We start from the raw sequence: 17,766 nt of genomic DNA, 5'->3' as shown, positions 1-17,766 counted from the left end.
GTGTATTTGTTACAGTGAAAACGGCTGCAGGCAGCGGGGAAGGATGCCGTTCATATGTGCAATGGCCGTGCCGTAATTGGTGATAGGGATGCCGGCGTCTTCCGCGCAGGAGAGCCTGTATTTCATTTCTCTTTCGTTAAGGGTGCATCCGCCGCAGTGGACGATCATGGAAAAGCCGCTTAAATCAGCGGGAAATTCTGTGCCGCTTGTGAAGGAGAACGTAAGGTCCTTGCATCCGGTGTGCTTCCGAATGAGATTCGGAAGCTTGACTGTTCCGATATCCTCGCATTGTCTGTGATGGGTACAGCCTTCTGAGATTAAAATGGTATCATCCTCCTTTAAGGAGTCCAAAGCTCTGGCACCGTCTGCCAGAGTTTTTAAATTCCCTTTGTATCTGGCAAATAAAATAGAAAAAGAGGTGAGAGGGATCTCTTCTGGAACAATTTCGGCGACGTAGGAAAATGCCTGGCTGTCTGTAATGACAAGGTCAGGGGTCCTGCCAAGAGAAGAAAGTGCGGCAGCAAGTTCTGTTTCACGGACAGTCAGGGCATAAGCGCCGGAATCAAGAATATCGCGGATGGTCTGCTGCTGCGGCAGGATGAGACGTCCCTTCGGCGCTGCTTTGTCAATGGGGATGACAAGTATCACCAGACTGGAGGGATGGATCAGATCCCCTACAATGCGTCTTCCTTTGTCTTCCTCAGGAAGACTGGCGGCAAGCATTTCCTTCAATTCAAAGATCCCCTGTCCATTTCTGGCACTGATGCGGACAGTATGGATGTTGTCCGGCAAAGAATCTGTCAGAGGGACAGGAGAGTCGAACGAGGAGAGCAGATCACATTTATTTATGGCAAGAATACAGGGAATCTGCTTCTTTTGTATCTTTTCCAGAATTTTTCCGTCTTCCGGCGTGATACCTTCCAGTGCGTCAATGACAAGGACGGCAATGTCGCAGCGGTTCAGAGCCTGGTGGGCCTTTTGGATGCGCATAAGGCCAAGCTCTCCGCTGTCATCAAGTCCGGGGGTGTCAATGAGGACGACCGGACCCAGGGGGAGAAGTTCCATGGCTTTCATGACAGGATCTGTGGTAGTGCCTTTGATATCGGAAACAATGGCAAGATTTTGGGAAGTTACAGCGTTAATAAGGCTGGATTTTCCGGCGTTGCGCTTTCCGAAAATGCCGATATGAACGCGCTCGGAGCTGGGGGTGTTGTTTAAGCTCATAAAAGTCTCCTTTCGTTAGAGCGGCCGGAGCTTTGTGCAGGCCCCGGCCCGGATTCAAAAAGGTGTTTCTGATTTTTATTAAAAGCGGAAATCACGGCGGTTGTTTTCACGGATCAGGCGGAGATTTTCTTCCACAACAGCCCGTGCCTTAAGATTCGGTACGTTGAGGATTTCCCGATCGATCAGTTTGTCGCCGATGGCTTTTGTTTCAGGGGATGCATAATCCATCAGATATTCTTCCAGAGTCATCAGTGCATTTGGATGGCAGCAGTTTTGGATTTGCCCGCTTTTGCAAAGAGACATGAAACGGTCTCCTGTCCGTCCCTCCCGATAACAGGCAGTGCAGAAGCTGGGAATGTAATCCATTTCCATCAGCCAGCGGACAACTTCATCCAATGTGCGGGTATCGCTGACATCGAACTGCTCTGAGCGTTCATCTTCCGGCTCCGGTTCACAGTATCCGCCTACGCTGGTACGGGAACCGCCGCTGATCTGTGAGATGCCAAGATGAAGGACTCTCTCCCGGCACTTCTGGTTTTCGCGGGTGGAGATGATCATACCGGTGTAGGGAACCGCAATCCGGATACAGGCTACAATCTTGGCGAAGGTATCGTCATCAATCCCGTTATCAAAGGCATCGGCGTCGATATCGTCTGCATGACGGAGGCGAGGGACGCTGATGGTATGAGGGCCGACACCGAAAGCAGCCTCCAGATGTTCGGCATGCATAAGAAGTCCTGTAAATTCATAACGGTACTTATCCAGACCAAAAAGAACGCCGATTCCCACATCGTCGATGCCGCCCTCCATGGCTCTGTCCATTGCAGTAGTGTGGTAATCGTAGTCATGTTTCGGACCGGTAGGGTGGAGCTGAAGATAACTTTTTTTATGGTAAGTTTCCTGGAACAGGATATAAGTGCCGATGCCGGCTTCCTTCAGAAGGCGGTAATTATCTACCGTTGTAGCGGCAATGTTGATATTGACGCGCCGGATGGCTCCGTTCTTATGCTTGATGCTGTAAATGGTATTAATACTGTCCAGATAATAATCCATGGTATTGTGCACCGGATCCTCGCCTGCTTCCAGAGCCAGACGTTTGTGCCCCATATCCTGCAGCGCAATGACTTCCCGCCGGATTTCTTCCTGGGTCAGTTTTTTCCTTGCAATATGTTTGTTCTTCATATGATAGGGGCAGTAGGTACATCCGTTAATGCAGTAGTTGGATAAGTACAAGGGGGCAAACATGACAATACGGTTGCCGTAAAAATCTTTTTTGATCTGTTCGGCCAGCTTGTAAATTTCCTGATTTTTTTCTTCAATATCGCAGTCCAGAAGAACCGCTGCCTCGCGGTGGGACAGTCCTTTACGCTTTTTGGCCTTTTCGATAATGGAATCGATCAGTGCCTCATTGTGCTTGTTTTCTTCAGCGTAGGCAAGCGTGGTGAGGATTTCCTCGTGGTTGATAAAATCATCTGGACATTTTGAGTTTACGTCATACATTTTTCTTTCCTCCGTTATCGCAAGTTTTATACACCGCATTGATCAGGAAATGTTCAAAGAATCTCCGCGGTGTGTCAGAATATGATAACCGACTGCCTCCATACGCTTTTCCAGCTTTTCTTTTCCCTCTGCAGCCTCCTCGCCGTCAGACAGTTTATTGTCGTAAAGGGAATAATCTTTTCGGTGGGTTTTCGGAGAGAGATTGGGCATAACAACATTTGCACCGGCCAGGATTCCAAGTTCTCTTCCGTTCTCCTGGATTGTGCCAAGAGCGGTGGTGGCAGGAAGAAGAACCTTTGGGAGCATCAGGCGGAGAAGTCCCAGCATAAACAGGGTCAGCTCCAGGGTGCCGGCAGGTTCCCTGGCAAATACGGTATCCCGGTGAGGGATAAAAGGCCCGATCCCTACCATATGAGGATTCAGCTTTTTGATAAACAGCATGTCATCGGCCAGATTTTCCGCGCTCTGGAAAGGAGAACCTACCATAAAACCAGTGCCTACCTGATATCCGATGGCCTTCAGGTCCCACAGGCAGGCCTGCCGGGATGAAGAGCTAAGACAGGCCGGATGAAGCCGGGCATAGTGACCGGCGTCAAAGGTCTCGTGACGGAGAAGATAGCGGTCTGCCCCAGCGTCAAAAAATGCCTGATAGGAATGATGGGCCTTCTCTCCGATAGAGAGGGTCACGGCACAGTCCGGCCACAGGTCTTTGATCTGAGAAATCAGATGTACCATGCGGTCATCTGTGAACCAGCCGTCCTCACCCCCCTGGAGTACGAAAGTGCGGAACCCCAGGGAATAGCCTTCCCGGCAGCAGGAGAGTATCTCCTCTTCAGTGAGACGGTAGCGGTACACATTGCGGTTGCTTTTTTGAATGCCGCAGTAATAGCAGTCGTTTTTACAGTAGTTTGTAAATTCGATCAGGCCGCGGATATAGACGCTGTGTCCGTAATGGTGATGCCGCACTTCTCTTGACAGGGCAAAAAGATAAGAGGCATCCTCTGTGGTTCGGTTTGTGATCAGATGGATCCACTCGTCCCTGGACAGAGTATGAGTCTGATGCAGTTTGTCGATCAGCAGGCGATTGGTCTGTTTCATCTGTGCGTTTAACCTCCTAAAAAAACCTGCACCGATGGCGCAGGCAAAAGGCGGGAGATTCCATCTCCCTTCTTGATTCATGCTGGAAGCGCCTTTTTACTCAGGTGTTACCCTTTGTAATCAGTACGGTATTTCTGATATTGTATCATGTAAGGAGGAAAATGGGAATACTTTACAGAAACTTTACAAGATATGCGCAGTAGAATTGACAAACCCCATTTATACTGGAGTATAATAGTTAAAGTGCGCTGTAATTTAATTGCGAAAAGGAAAATGCCCGACAGGGCAGGGAAAAGGAGAAAACAATGAAACAAAAACAAAAATATACCTCTCTGGAAAAAGCCTGGATTTTGTATGATGTTGGAAACTCGGCGTTTGTACTTCTGGTTTCCACGATCATTCCTATCTATTTCAATTACTTGTCAGAATCTGCAGGCCTTTCTTCTGTGACTTATCTTGCATACTGGGGTTATGCGGCCTCTGTCGCCACTTTGGCAGTTGCTTTTATCGGGCCTGTCTTTGGTGCGGTGGCCGACACTAAAAACTATAAAAAGAAAATTTTTCTTGTTACTGTGCTGGTGGGCGTGATCGGCTGTATTGCCATGGGGATCGCTGCCACATGGCTGGGATTTCTGGTGATCTTTGTGATCGCCAAGATCGGCTATTCTGCAAGTCTTGTGTTTTATGATTCTATGCTTCACGATGTGACAACGCCGGAAAAACTGGATGAGGTTTCTTCCCAGGGATATGCCTGGGGATATATCGGAAGCTGTATTCCCTTTATCATCAGTCTTGGGATTGTGCTGGGAGCAGAACCTCTCGGCCTTTCCATGCAGACGGCGATGGGGATTTCTTTTGCCGTAGTGGCGGTGTGGTGGATTGTTTCGTCTTTTCCGCTGCTGAAAAACTACCGCCAGATCCATTATGTGGAAAATACGCCCGGACTTGTGGGGAAAAGTTTTCGGAGACTTTGGGAGACATTAAAAGGCATGAAAGATGACCGGAAGATTCTATTGTATCTTCTTGCGTATTTCTTTTATATTGATGGTGTTTACACGATCATAGAGATGGCTACCGCATATGGAACGGCATTGGGGCTGGATACCACAGGGCTTCTTCTGGCGCTTCTTGTCACTCAGATCGTGGCCTTTCCATCGGCGATTGCCTTTGGAAAGTTTACGGAAAAATACCCGTCCGAAAATCTGATCACCATCTGTATCCTGGCCTATACGGCCATTGCGGTATATGCACTGTTTTTAAACAGCCAGCTGCAGTTCTGGATTTTGGCAGTATGTGTGGGATTGTTCCAGGGAGGCATACAGGCGCTGTCCCGCTCCCATTTTGCAAAATTAATTCCGCCCCAGAAATCAGGGGAATATTTTGGGATTATGGATATCTGCGGAAAAGGAGCTTCCTTTATCGGAACTGCCCTGGTAGGATTTGTTTCACAGGTCACGGGCAGCACAAACCAGGGCGTTGCCGTTCTGGCGGTGGTTTTTGTAGTGGGATTGGTTTTATTCCGCGTTTCTGTACGAATAAAAAAATAGTAATCTCTACCTGCCTGTGATAGAATAAAATAAAAGCAGGAGATGAGAGATATGATAATACAAGGATTGCAGAAATTAACATTGCTGGACTATCCCGGAAAGGTTGCCTGCACCATATTTACGGCAGGATGTAATTTCAGGTGTCCGTTTTGCCACAATGCCTCCCTTGTGATCGATACATCAGCGAATGAGACCATACCGGAAGAGGAGATTTTCCGATTTCTCACCAAACGCCAGGGGATCCTTGACGGCGTGTGCATCAGCGGCGGAGAGCCATTGATACAGGACGGGATCGAAGAATTTATCCGGCAGATCAAAGAGATGGGGTATGATGTGAAACTGGACACCAACGGAAGCTTTCCGGATAAGCTGATCCGGCTTGTGGAAGCAGGACTGATCGATTATGTGGCAATGGATATTAAAAATTCCCAGGAGCATTACGGAAAAACGATCGGGATAGAAGATTATGATATCAGAGATGTACATAGAAGTGTCAAGTATCTGATGTCGGGAGAAGTACCCTATGAATTTCGAACGACTGTTGTGCGGGAATTTCATCAAAGGTCGGATTTTGCTTCTATTGGACGGTGGATCCGGGGAGCCAGGGAGTATTACCTTCAGCAGTTTGTAGATTCAGGGGATCTGATCCGTCCCGGACTGCACGGCTATAATAAAGAAATTATGGAGCAGGCCCTGGAGGTTGTGAAAAAGGACGTAGAATCTGCAAAACTGCGTGGTTTATAGAAAATATGAGGGAACATAATAACAACATGTTGTGAAGAAGACGAAAAGTGTGCACAACATGTTGTTATTTTGTATTGACTCTTACGGAGATAAGGTGGTATGATAAAAGAACCAGCACAAAAGAAAAATAAAAGGGGAGGTCATTTCATGTATCAGGTAGTAAAAAGAGACGGACAGATCGCGGAATTTGATATTGCCAAGATCAGTATCGCCATCACAAAAGCGTTTGAAGCACAGAACAGGCAGTATCATCCGTCCATCATAGATATGCTGTCGCTGAAGGTGACTGCAGATTTTGAGCCGAAGATCAAAAAGGATCTGATCCAGGTAGAGGATATTCAGGACAGCGTAGAGCAGGTGCTTGTCCAGGCAGGTTACGGCGATGTGGCAAAAGGATATATCCTTTATCGTAAAAACCGGGAGAAGATCCGCAATCTCAAATCGACCATGTTGGATTATAAGGAAATTGTTGACAATTATGTTAATGTTTCCGACTGGCGTGTGAAAGAAAATTCTACAGTAACTTATTCTGTGGGAGGTCTGATCTTAAGCAATTCAGGAGCGATCACAGCAAATTACTGGCTGTCGGAAATCTATGATGAGGAGATCGGGCAGGCTCACAGAAATGCGGATATCCATCTTCATGACCTTTCCATGCTGACCGGATACTGTGCAGGATGGTCGCTGAAGCAGCTGATCCAGGAAGGGTTGGGAGGAATACCGGGAAAAATTTCCTCTTCTCCTGCAAAGCATTTGAGCGTTCTTTGCAACCAGATGGTAAACTTCCTGGGAATCATGCAGAATGAATGGGCCGGCGCGCAGGCATTCTCTTCTTTCGATACTTATCTGGCGCCGTTTGTCAAGGTGGACAATTTAAGCTATGACAGTGTGAAAAAGTGTATAGAATCGTTTATTTACGGAGTGAACACACCGTCCAGATGGGGTACACAGGCACCGTTTTCCAATATTACTCTGGACTGGACTGTTCCGAATGACCTTGCCAACCTTCCGGCGATCGTCGGCGGCAAGGACATGGATTTTACATACGGAGACTGTAAGAAAGAGATGGATATGATCAATAAGGCGTTCATTGAGATCATGATCGAGGGAGATGCTCACGGACGCGGATTCCAGTATCCGATCCCGACTTACTCCATCACCAGTGATTTTGACTGGTCTGATACGGAAAATAACCGTCTTCTCTTTGAGATGACAGCAAAATACGGAACACCATACTTCTCTAACTACATTAACAGTGATATGGAGCCGAGCGATGTAAGAAGCATGTGCTGCCGTCTGCGTCTTGATCTTCGTGAGCTTCGCAAAAAATCAGGCGGATTTTTCGGAAGCGGCGAGAGCACAGGATCCATTGGAGTTGTGACCATCAACATGCCAAGGATCGCTTACCAGTCTGAAAACGAAGAAGAGTTTATGAGCCGTCTGGACCGGCTGATGGATATTTCTGCCCGCTCTTTGCATGTAAAGAGACAGGTTATTACCCAGCTTCTGGAAGGCGGACTGTATCCGTATACAAAACGTTATCTTGGAACATTTGACAATCATTTCTCCACGATCGGACTTGTGGGAATGAATGAAGCCGGACTCAACGCAAAATGGATCGGCAAGGATATGACGCATAAGGAGACACAGGAATTTTCCAAGAGAGTTCTTAATCATATGAGAGAAAGACTGTCCGGATATCAGGAAGAATACGGCGATCTTTACAATCTGGAAGCAACACCGGCAGAGTCAACCGCTTACCGGTTTGCGAAACATGATGTGGAGCAGTTCCCGGATATCATTACAGCGGCAGAGGACTGCGGCACGCCATATTACACCAACAGTTCTCATTTGCCTGTAGGATATACAGAAGATATTTTTGACGCTCTGGACATTCAGGATGATCTGCAGACACTGTACACATCAGGAACCGTGTTCCATGCGTTCCTGGGAGAGAAGCTTCCTTCCTGGAAGTCAGCCGCTTCTCTGGTACGTAAGATAGCAGAAAATTACAAATTGCCTTATTATACAATGTCACCGACTTACTCTATCTGTAAGGATCACGGTTATATTTCGGGCGAGCACTATACTTGTCCGGAGTGCGGCAATGTAACAGAAGTTTACAGCCGTATTACAGGATACTACCGTCCGGTTCAGAACTGGAATGACGGAAAGGCACAGGAATTTAAGGATCGTAAAGTATATGACTTGAGTCATTCTCACTTCCATGTAAAATCCAAGGCAGGAGAAAAGATCGATGAGGTCATGAAGGCAGAGGCGGATGCACCGAGAAAGCTTCTGTTTACAACAAAGACCTGTCCTAACTGCAAGATAGCCAAGAATGCACTGGAAGAGGCCCATGTGGATTATGAGATGATCGATGCGGAGGAAAATAAAGATCTGGCAAAGAAATATGGGATCATGTCTGCGCCGACCCTTGTGCTTGTAGGAAAAGACGGTGTGCAGAAGCTTACAAACGCATCCAATATTAAGAAATATACGGAAGAAAACGAATAGATTGACGTTTCGTATGGAAGTGTAAAAAAGAACGCCCGGCTATGAAAAGTAGCCGGGCGTATTCGTTTTATATAATTTTTTAAAATTTCTGCCATCAGGATAACTTATCCTTGATCATCTGATAATAGGGCAGTTCTTCATATCCGAGCCGCTCATACAGAGAAATTGCTCTGGTGTTCTCGTGGGTTACTTCCAGACGGATACGCCGTGCCTGCGGATATTCTTTTTCCAGCCACTGAAAAACTTCAGTGCCGTATCCCTTTCCCCTGGCATTACTTTTGAAAAAAAGTTCATCAAACCATACCTGGATGCCGCCTGCTTCGTTGTTCCAGGTGATAGCCAGGTTAGCATATCCGGTAATCCTTTCTGCCGGCGACTGATCTGTCTCTTCCAGAACAAGGATCCTTGCGAGAGGACTTTTCTCTATTGCCGCTGTGATGGTCCGGTGAAAATTTTCTTCAGGGACTGTGTGAAGGCAGGCAGGGCTTCCGTAAAATTCTTTCATCATTGCGATAACTTCTTCCCTGTCAGCCTCGGTAATGTCTCTGATCATCAGCATTGATAAACCCTCCTTTTGCTTTGTGGGTTCATCATATCATGAGAAGCAAAGGAAAGCAACCTGTATAACCCCATCTACATAAGCCCATCGAGATAAGTTGTCAGAAGACGCCGTATATTTCCCTCAAAATCAGCATCTCCATTCTTCAGGCACCACTCGAATACATTGCCGATTACGATAATACGGATATCCGTGGTGACTTCCTCCAGAGGATGCTTTAAGTGGAGGATACCAGCGTCGATCGCCCTCTGCAGATAGTGCTGGACAGTAACGATAGGATAGGGACGCTCTGTTCGGATATCAGGATTTAAAGACTGATTTTTTGGTGTGTAATAGTTTGATACAAAATCAAGGCCAAGCTCGCGGCAATAGTGGGCATAATTTAAATAAACATGGATAATGGCCGTCTTGGCTTCTTCGGCGTTGGCGGGAAGTTCAAGACAATCGGGATCAATACTTGGCTGTTCTTCAATATAATAAGATAAAAGATCATCCTTTGTTTTAAAATGGTGATAGAAACTACCGTTGGAAACGCCTGCTTCTTCACATATATTTTTTATAGACAAGCCTTCATATCCCTTTTTTCTAAGGATTGTTTTGGCAGCCTGAAAGATTCGGTCTTTTGTTTCTTTTGATTTTAACTGCTGTTTGGATAACTCCTCTGTTTTTACCATAGCGATACATCCCCTTTATCTGTTTATAAAAGCGATTATACCATATTTCCATAGGGGCTTCAAGAAAACAGAGTGAACTCGGTATTTTCCTTTGATGATTCCTTTCATTGCATAACCGGATGTTTTCCAGTATAATAATCCTGCAGATAAGCACCACAAAGAAAGGATTGTAACATATGGATATTAATCAGAGAATTACGGAGGAATTGGGAGTAAAAAGATGGCAGGTAGATGCAGCCATCAAGCTGATTGATGAAGGCAATACCATTCCGTTTATCGCAAGATACAGAAAAGAAGCAACTGGGACGCTTGATGATGAGCAGCTTCGCCGGCTGCACGAAAGGCTGCAGTACCTTAGGGGATTGGAAGAGAAAAAGGAGCAGGTGCTCTCCAGTATTGAGGAACAGGGAAAACTGACGGAAGAACTGAAAAAGCAGATTCTTGAGGCAGAGACAATGGTGGTAGTAGAGGATTTATATCGTCCTTACCGCCCTAAGAGAAGGACAAGGGCAACCATTGCCAAAGAAAAAGGCCTGGAAGGCCTGGCTGCCCTTATTACATTTCAGAATCTGAATATGTCTCTTGAGGAGGCAGCGCAGGAATATGTAAATCCGGAAAAGGAAGTAAAGAATGCAGAGGAAGCTATTGCCGGAGCAAAGGATATTATTGCGGAAAATATTTCGGACGAAGCAGATTTCAGAAGTCATATCCGTAAGATCACCATGCAGAAAGGGAAGCTGATTTCCAAGGCAAAGGACGAAAATGCGCAGTCTGTATATGAAATGTATTATGATTTTGAGGAACCTGTAACAAGACTTGCGGGACACCGGATTCTGGCTTTGAACCGGGGAGAAAAAGAAAAATACATTACGGTTAAGATTGAGGCTCCGGAGGAAGATATTCTGCGCTACCTTGAGAAAAAGGTGATCCATAAACAGAATCCAAATACTTCTCCGGCTCTGAAAGAAGCGGTCGATGACAGCTATAAAAGGCTGATCGCGCCTGCCATCGAGCGGGAGATCAGGAACAGCCTGACGGAAAAGGCAGAGGACGGAGCTATCAGTGTATTTGGAAAAAATCTGGAGCAGCTTCTTATGCAGCCGCCGATTACCGGACAGACTGTTCTGGGATGGGATCCGGCCTTTCGGACAGGATGTAAGCTGGCAGTGGTAGACCCGACAGGAAAAGTGATCGGAACAACAGTAATTTATCCTACAGCGCCCACCACTCCACAGAAGATCCAGGCATCCAAAGATCTTCTGAAAAAGATCATACCAAAGTATAATATTACGTTGATTTCCCTTGGAAACGGAACGGCGTCCAGGGAATCGGAGATGTTTATTGTGGAACTTTTAAAAGAAATTCCGCAGAAAGTGCAGTATGTGATCGTCAGTGAAGCGGGGGCATCTGTGTACTCCGCAAGTAAGCTTGCGTCGGAAGAGTTCCCGAAATTTGACGTTGGTCAAAGAAGCGCCGCTTCTATTGCAAGGCGACTGCAGGATCCTCTGGCGGAACTGGTGAAAATAGACCCTAAGTCTATAGGAGTAGGGCAGTACCAGCATGATATGAACCAGAAAAAATTAAGCGATACGCTGTCCGGAGTTGTGGAAGACTGTGTCAATAAGGTAGGGGTAGATCTCAATACTGCATCTGCGCCGCTTCTTTCCTATATATCCGGCATCAGTACAGCGATTGCAAAAAATATTGTTGCCTATCGGGAAGAAAATGGAGAATTTACTGACAGAAAGCAGCTCTTGAAAGTAGCAAAACTGGGGCCAAAGGCCTATGAACAGTGTGCAGGATTTATGAGGATCGCAGGCGGCGATAATCCGCTGGATGCAACCAGCGTTCATCCGGAATCCTATGAGGCGGCGAAAAAACTCCTGGAAAAACAGGGATTTACGCTGGAAGATGTTGCAAAAGGACGGTTGGCAGGATTGTCTCTTACCATTAAAGATTATAAAAAGTTGTCAGAAGAGCTTGGAATCGGTGATATTACATTGCGGGATATTGTAAAAGAACTGGAGAAGCCCGGACGTGATCCGAGAGAAGAGATGCCCAAGCCAATCCTTCGCACCGATGTGCTGGAAATGAAAGACTTAAAAGAAGGTATGATTCTCAAAGGAACAGTAAGAAATGTAATTGATTTTGGAGTTTTTGTGGACATCGGAGTTCATCAGGACGGACTGGTGCATATTTCAGAGATCACAGATAAGAAGTTTATTAAACACCCGCTGGAAGCAGTGAGTGTGGGAGATATCGTAGATGTGAAGGTCATGAGTGTGGATCTGAAAAGAAAACGGATCCAGCTTACCATGAAAGGGATTTCCTAGATATTCTTTCTTGGATACAGAACTTGAAATCAGGTTTCAGGTTCTGTTTTTTTGCACAAAAGTTTGAAAATCGCCAGTGAAGAAACATCCGTTGTCAATGCAGACAAAAGGAACTGCCGCAATAGCGGCGGGAATCACAAACCAGATACTGTGAGTTCCCCAGACCATACACAGAATATAAGAAACGGCAACTCCCAGATGATAAGAAAGAAGTGTACAACCAAAGAATCTTGCTTTCAGACAGAAAGAAGAATCCCTGTTAAAAATAATTTCTGTTACAGCAGTAGTAAACTGCCGAAGGTTGTTAGTGGAAAAAATGGTAGAGCTTGTGAATCCATAAGCGCCTTTAAAGCTTCCCCACTGGAATGCGGTGGCGAAGAAAAACGGATAGAGGGCCAGTACCGGATCCATCCCGGCAGGAAGGAAACCAACCACAAAGGCAGCCGCACCGTCCAGAAGTACACTTGCAAGCGGGAGGCTGATGCGGGAATGTTTGGGGAGGTAGGCAGTCAGGCCAAGAGCCAGCATATAGACTGCCACGCCGCCCAGACGGATAAGGGCGCTGCTGAAATTATGACCGAGAAGATTAGTAATCAGATAAATCATGTTTGCAGTCTGTGCATTGCCGAAAAAATCACAAAAATTTAAAATGGAGTATACACCGAAAAAGCCGCCGATAAATGACATCAGATAATGAATGGGAGCTTCATATTTTTTTTCCATGATAATTAACCTCAAATTTTATAATAGTAATATGACAGCTCGGCTCCAAGAGGCCTCGCTCACGGGCATTCGCCCTGTGAAGATACAGAGAGCTCAATGAGCCGTGGCAGCTCGGCCCCAAGAGGCCTCGCTCACGGGCATTCGCCCTGTGAAGATACAGAGAGCTCAATGAGCCGTGACAGCTCGGCCCCAAGAGGCCTCGCTCACGGGCATTCGCCCTATAGAAATACAAGACACCAAAAGTCCCTGCAAGCGGGCCTTTTGATTTCTTGTATTTCTGCACGGCTCATTGCCTGCGTGCACATTATATCATATTGTAATTCTATATAAAAATACATATAATATATAAATAACCATATCAAAAAAGTATAGATAATGAGGTGCGGAAAATGGATATAAAATCATTGAGGTATTTTCTGGCAGTAACAGAAGAAGGGAATATTACGAAAGCGGCGAAAAGGCTGTGTATTGCCCAGCCCCCTTTAAGCCGGCAGCTCCAGCTTCTGGAGGAGGAATTGGGAGTTGTTCTTTTTGAGAGAGGAAAAAGGAGGATCCAGCTGACGGAAGAAGGCTATTATTTAAAGAGGCAGGCGGAGGAGATCCTGGCACTTGTGGAAAAGACAAGAAGTCAGCTGGGACAAATGGGAAACAGTTTGTGCGGGCAGGTGTCGATCGGGGTAGTGGAGACATGCGGGGGAAGTATTCTTCCTGATTTGGCGGAAGGATTTCACAGTCAGTACCCGGATGTCTCTTTTCAGATCTGGTCAGGCAATGGAGATGAAGTTACAGATAAACTGAACCGCAGCCTTGTGGATATGGCCATTTTAAGAGAACCTTTCTATATAGAACAATGTGAAAGCATATTCCTTAGGCAGGAACCGTGGGTTGCTGTCATGAGCAGGGATCATCCTCTTGCAGGAGGAGCGGATGAAATTGAACTGTCTGCCCTGGGACAGGAACCTTTGATGATTTCTGTGCGTCCTTCTCTTCAGGACGAGATTCTCAATTGGTTTAACGAAATATCTGAAGAGAGAAAGATCTTCTGCTATTATAATTCGGTAGCCTCTGTGATTCCCATGGTGGAACATAGTACCGGAATCGCTATCAGTCCGGAGTCGGTAAAGAGTTTTACAAGCGGACGAAATCTGGTTTATAAAAAAATTATACATCCTCAGCATGACTCCAGACTTTATCTTGTACGTCGCCGCTATCAGCTGCCACCGGCGGCAGCAGGGGCATTCTGGGATTATACGAAGAAAAAATATTGCGATAAAGATTAAAAAAAGGTATAATAAATCGTTGTGCGTATTCATAACATAAGAATATTTATGCAAAGAAGGTAAAAAAATGAAGGTAGGAATTTTAAAGGACATTAAAGTAGGAGAGAACCGAGTGATTGCTACTCCTGTTGAAATTTCCAGTCTGACTGCAGATGGCCATGAGGTCCTTGTGCAAAAAGGAGCAGGAGCAAGGGCGGGATTTCCGGATGAAAAGTATGCTCTGGCAGGAGCAAAACTTGTAGATACAGCAAAAGAAATTTATGATACCTGCGATTTTGTTGCGAAAGTAAAAGAATTTGAGCCGTCAGAATATGACATGCTCCGTGAGGATCAGATTGTGTTCACCTGTATCCATCCGGCAGCTCATCCGGAAGAAGTACAGGCGCTTCTGGACAAAAAGGTGATCGCATTTACAGCTGAGGACAGCCACAGATATGGTTCTCCCAACTGTGAAGCAGCGGGAAAACAGGGAGCCTTAATGGGGCTGGAATCTATGCTTACGATCAATGGCGGAAAAGGAAAATTTGTCAGCGGACTGGGGGCCGCTCCGGGAATGAAGGTATTGATCCTTGGAGGGGGAACAGTGGGACAGGCAGCGCTGTCAGTTCTGCATGCTCTTGGAGCGTGGGTCACAGTGGCAGATATCAATATCGGACTTTTGCGGACTTTGCAGAGTCAGTATAACCAGACCATCAACACGATGATCTCCAGCAGGGAAAATATTGCCGCTGTTCTTCCGGAAACAGATATGATATTGAATTGTGTAAAGTGGCCAAAAGGGAATAAGGAATATCTGGTGACGAGAGAGATGATAAGAACTATGGAGCCAGGATCAGTTCTTGTAGATATCAGTAACGATGAACAGGGAGCGATTGAGACGTTTCACGAGACAACTCATGAGAACCCAAGATATGTGGAGGAAGGAGTTGTGCACTATTGTGTAAGCAATATTCCGGGAGCTATTGCCAACTCCACATCTGTTGCTTATGCGGCGTCTGTTCTTCCGCATTTCCGCAGCATTTTAAACAATGGAGTTGCCAAGGCATGTGAGCGGGACGGATTTTTAAGAAGAAGCCTCACCACATACAAAGGTTATTTGACTCATGAAGAGACAAGCGCTCTTCAGAACCGTCCGTGGATCCGTCCAGAGGATATCCTGGGGATTGCAGACAGGCAGCTGGATCCGGCGCCTCCGGCCACAGTGACACGGTCAGAAAATTATATTAAATTATAATGATTTACAGGCGGAACGGTGCGGAAGAGATTCTGTGCGTTCCGTCATCTAAAGAACGAATGAGAAAGGGAAAATCAAATGGAAACAATGGGATTTATTTCAGTTATTCCGGCAATACTTGCTATCGTATTGTCTTTCATTACTAGAAACACGGTTGTGTCCCTGGCGGTGGCGTGTATCGTAGGGACACTGTGCGCGGGACAGGGAATTTTCGGCTTCCCGACTCTTTTGCAGAACAGCCTTGGAACAACAAGTTTTTCCTGGGTAATGCTGCTGAATACTTTTATCGGAATCCTGGTGGCTTATTTCCAGAAGACCGGAGCAATCCAGGGATTTTCACAGAAAGTGCATGAAAAGAATCTGAGTAGAAAAGGTGCACAGCTTATGGCTTGGATTCTTGGAATCTTTATTTACTTCAGTGATTCTTTCAGCCCGCTTTTTGTAGGATCGGTTATGAGAAGTATCACGGATAAGGCGAAGGTTTCCAGAGAAAAGCTGGCTTACATTGCGGATTCTACTTCCGCTCCTGTCAGCGTTCTTATGCCGATCACCGGCTGGGCGGCATATCTGATGGGACTTGCCCTTGGAGTGGGATGTATTGAAACCACGGAAGATGCGGCTTCCTTATTCCTGCATGCCATTCCGTTTAATTTTTATCCTATTTTCGCTGTACTCTTTGTAGGTTTGATTGCAACTGGAATCGTAAAAGATTTCGGCCCCATGAAGAAAGCAGAGAAACGTGCGGTAGAGGAAGGAAAGGTTATCCGGGATGGAGCAACGCCTCTGATTGGGAAAGAGCTGACAGAGATGCAGCCGTATCCGGGAATCCGGCAAAGAGTTTTTCTGAATTTTATTCTTCCGGTTCTTGTTATTATCAGCATTGCGCTTGGAACATATATTGCTTTTGACTCTGCAAAGACAATGGAAGCGTTTTTGTTTGTAGTTATTATTATGACGATCAGTATGATGATCCAGGGAATCCCATTTAAAGAAGTGATGAACACTCTGACTGATGGTGTAAAGGGAGCGATTCCGGCAGTTATGCTTCTTGCCCTTGCTTATGCAGTGAATGAGCTGAGCAGCGAAATGGGAACTGCAAATTATATCATTTCCCTGACGGAGAACTTCCTGACTCCACATATGCTGCCGGCTATTATTTTCTTAGTAGCATCTATTATGGCTTTTGCTACAGGATCGTCCTGGGGAACATTTGCCATCTGTATGCCGATCGCTCTTCCGCTTGCCTTCAGCTTTACAGATAATCAAATGAGTCTTTTGATCGTTGCAAGTTTTGCGGCAGTTGCAGGAGGCGGAGTTTTTGGAGATCACTGTTCACCGCTTTCGGATACGACGGTGCTTTCATCAACAGGTGCGGCATCTGATCATATTGACCATGTAAAGACACAGCTGCCGTATGCTCTTGTGTGCGGAGGCCTTGCATTAATAGCGTACTTTGTAATAGGAATTTTCTTTATTTAAAAATCAGGAAGTTTCTTCAGCACAAAATTAAGTCTTGCAATGTCTGGAATATCGTTCTATAATAGAACACGGAAAAGAATAAATCTTCGGGGTCGGGTGAAAGTCCCAACCGGCGGTTACAGTCCGCGACCCGGAATCTGCCAGGAGCAGAGGAAGGCTGATTTGGTGAAATTCCAAAACCGACAGTAAAGTCTGGATGAGAGAAGAATTATGTAGTAGATAGAAAATAGGCAAGCGATTCTACGACTCCGATATTTTTAATATCGGAGTTTTTTTATTTGTTTCGGGAAATTTTCTTTCCTGTCAAATAGAAATATTTCACAAACTTGCTCAATACGCTGCATATCTCTGTGAAGATTTTCTTTCCTGGATTTACAAAAGCGCCGGAGTGGCGCATCGGTATACAGAAGTAAAAAACTGTATACAGATACCATATTTCAACAAAAAGGAGAGAAAGAAAATGAGTACACAAGTAATGGACAACAGAACAAGAGAAAAATCAAGAGTAAAGATCCGCACGATCGCACAGATTGGAATGCTTTCGGCAATTGCAGTTGTATTAATGCTTTTTGAAATACCGCTGCCGTTCGCGCCGGCCTTCTATGAAATAGACTTCAGCGAAGTGCCTGTACTGGTTGGATGTTTTGCAATGGGACCGCTTGCGGGAGCTGTTATCGAGCTTATCAAGATTATACTTAATCTTGCTATTAACGGAACCATGACGGCAGGAGTAGGAGAGGTGGCTAACTTCCTGATCGGCTGTTCATTGGTTGTTCCGGCGGGACTTATTTATCGGAAAATGAAAACAAGAAAAGGCGCCATCATCGGAATGGTGACAGGAACGCTGTTTATGA

At 45.8% G+C, this 17,766-nt stretch carries 14 protein-coding genes and 1 riboswitch; of the genes, 8 read left to right on the top strand and 6 right to left on the bottom strand.

Annotated features, from left to right (window positions below; translation table 11 throughout):
- Positions 1-9: 9 nt before the first annotated feature.
- The 3 genes from hydF to hydE form a co-directional block, all read right to left on the bottom strand.
- Positions 10-1,224: a [FeFe] hydrogenase H-cluster maturation GTPase HydF gene (hydF, locus tag WJ238_RS07640; protein ID WP_337606601.1), complete on the bottom strand. Its 1,215-nt coding sequence runs from the start codon at positions 1,222-1,224 to the stop codon at positions 10-12.
- 78 nt (positions 1,225-1,302) lie between these two features.
- A complete protein-coding gene (gene hydG / locus WJ238_RS07635) occupies positions 1,303-2,724 on the bottom strand; it encodes a [FeFe] hydrogenase H-cluster radical SAM maturase HydG (protein WP_337606600.1) in 1,422 nt (473 codons plus the stop codon).
- Between the two features lie 42 nt (positions 2,725-2,766).
- Positions 2,767-3,822 carry a [FeFe] hydrogenase H-cluster radical SAM maturase HydE gene (gene hydE, locus WJ238_RS07630; protein ID WP_337606599.1) on the bottom strand — a complete coding sequence of 352 codons (1,056 nt, stop codon included), beginning with the start codon at positions 3,820-3,822 and terminating at the stop codon, positions 2,767-2,769.
- Between the two features lie 305 nt (positions 3,823-4,127).
- Between hydE and WJ238_RS07625 the strand changes: the two genes are divergently transcribed.
- The 3 genes from WJ238_RS07625 to WJ238_RS07615 all read left to right on the top strand — a co-directional run bounded on the left by WJ238_RS07625 (position 4,128) and on the right by WJ238_RS07615 (position 8,630).
- Complete coding sequence (locus WJ238_RS07625; RefSeq protein WP_337606598.1) at positions 4,128-5,369, top strand: MFS transporter; 1,242 nt, start codon at positions 4,128-4,130, stop codon at positions 5,367-5,369.
- Between the two features lie 51 nt (positions 5,370-5,420).
- Positions 5,421-6,113, top strand: a complete 693-nt coding sequence (locus WJ238_RS07620; RefSeq protein WP_316268222.1) for an anaerobic ribonucleoside-triphosphate reductase activating protein — start codon at positions 5,421-5,423, stop codon at positions 6,111-6,113.
- Between the two features lie 147 nt (positions 6,114-6,260).
- Positions 6,261-8,630 carry a ribonucleoside triphosphate reductase gene (locus tag WJ238_RS07615; protein WP_337606597.1) on the top strand — a complete coding sequence of 790 codons (2,370 nt, stop codon included), beginning with the start codon at positions 6,261-6,263 and terminating at the stop codon, positions 8,628-8,630.
- A 94-nt stretch (positions 8,631-8,724) separates the two neighbouring features.
- Here the strand turns inward: WJ238_RS07615 and WJ238_RS07610 are convergent, their stop codons facing one another.
- Positions 8,725-9,189, bottom strand: coding sequence for a GNAT family N-acetyltransferase (locus WJ238_RS07610; protein ID WP_337606596.1), 465 nt, complete (start codon positions 9,187-9,189; stop codon positions 8,725-8,727).
- Positions 9,190-9,263: 74 nt separating this feature from the next.
- Complete coding sequence (locus tag WJ238_RS07605) at positions 9,264-9,863, bottom strand: TetR/AcrR family transcriptional regulator (protein ID WP_230106960.1); 600 nt, start codon at positions 9,861-9,863, stop codon at positions 9,264-9,266.
- A gap of 176 nt (positions 9,864-10,039) precedes the next feature.
- Here WJ238_RS07605 and WJ238_RS07600 point away from each other — a divergent pair, with 176 nt between their 5' ends.
- Positions 10,040-12,196 (top strand): Tex family protein, encoded by a 2,157-nt coding sequence (locus WJ238_RS07600; RefSeq protein WP_316268243.1) that lies wholly within the window; start codon positions 10,040-10,042, stop codon positions 12,194-12,196.
- Between the two features lie 36 nt (positions 12,197-12,232).
- On the opposite strand, the gene WJ238_RS07595 is transcribed toward WJ238_RS07600, so the two are convergent.
- On the bottom strand, positions 12,233-12,919 hold the full coding sequence (locus WJ238_RS07595) for a YoaK family protein (RefSeq protein WP_337606595.1): 687 nt from the start codon (positions 12,917-12,919) through the stop codon (positions 12,233-12,235).
- Positions 12,920-13,308: 389 nt separating this feature from the next.
- Here WJ238_RS07595 and WJ238_RS07590 point away from each other — a divergent pair, with 389 nt between their 5' ends.
- The 4 genes from WJ238_RS07590 to WJ238_RS07575 all read left to right on the top strand — a co-directional run.
- The gene (locus tag WJ238_RS07590; protein ID WP_337606594.1) at positions 13,309-14,199 is read left to right on the top strand and encodes a LysR family transcriptional regulator; all 891 of its coding nucleotides are present in this window, start codon (positions 13,309-13,311) and stop codon (positions 14,197-14,199) included.
- A gap of 67 nt (positions 14,200-14,266) precedes the next feature.
- Positions 14,267-15,433: an alanine dehydrogenase gene (locus WJ238_RS07585; RefSeq protein WP_256194914.1), complete on the top strand. Its 1,167-nt coding sequence runs from the start codon at positions 14,267-14,269 to the stop codon at positions 15,431-15,433.
- Between the two features lie 87 nt (positions 15,434-15,520).
- Entirely contained in the window at positions 15,521-16,912 is a 1,392-nt protein-coding gene (locus WJ238_RS07580) for a Na+/H+ antiporter NhaC family protein (protein ID WP_337606593.1), read from the top strand.
- Positions 16,913-16,990: 78 nt separating this feature from the next.
- Positions 16,991-17,124: riboswitch (FMN riboswitch) on the top strand.
- A gap of 248 nt (positions 17,125-17,372) precedes the next feature.
- The coding region (locus tag WJ238_RS07575) for an ECF transporter S component (RefSeq protein WP_337606592.1) at positions 17,373-17,766 on the top strand (394 nt) is incomplete at its 3' end.

This window comes from Claveliimonas sp. (assembly GCF_037273965.1).
Taxonomy (GTDB): Bacteria; Bacillota; Clostridia; order Lachnospirales; family Lachnospiraceae; genus Claveliimonas; species Claveliimonas bilis.
The sequence above is the reverse complement of the archived record's forward strand: the minus strand, read 5'-3'. Positions and strand labels throughout refer to the sequence as shown.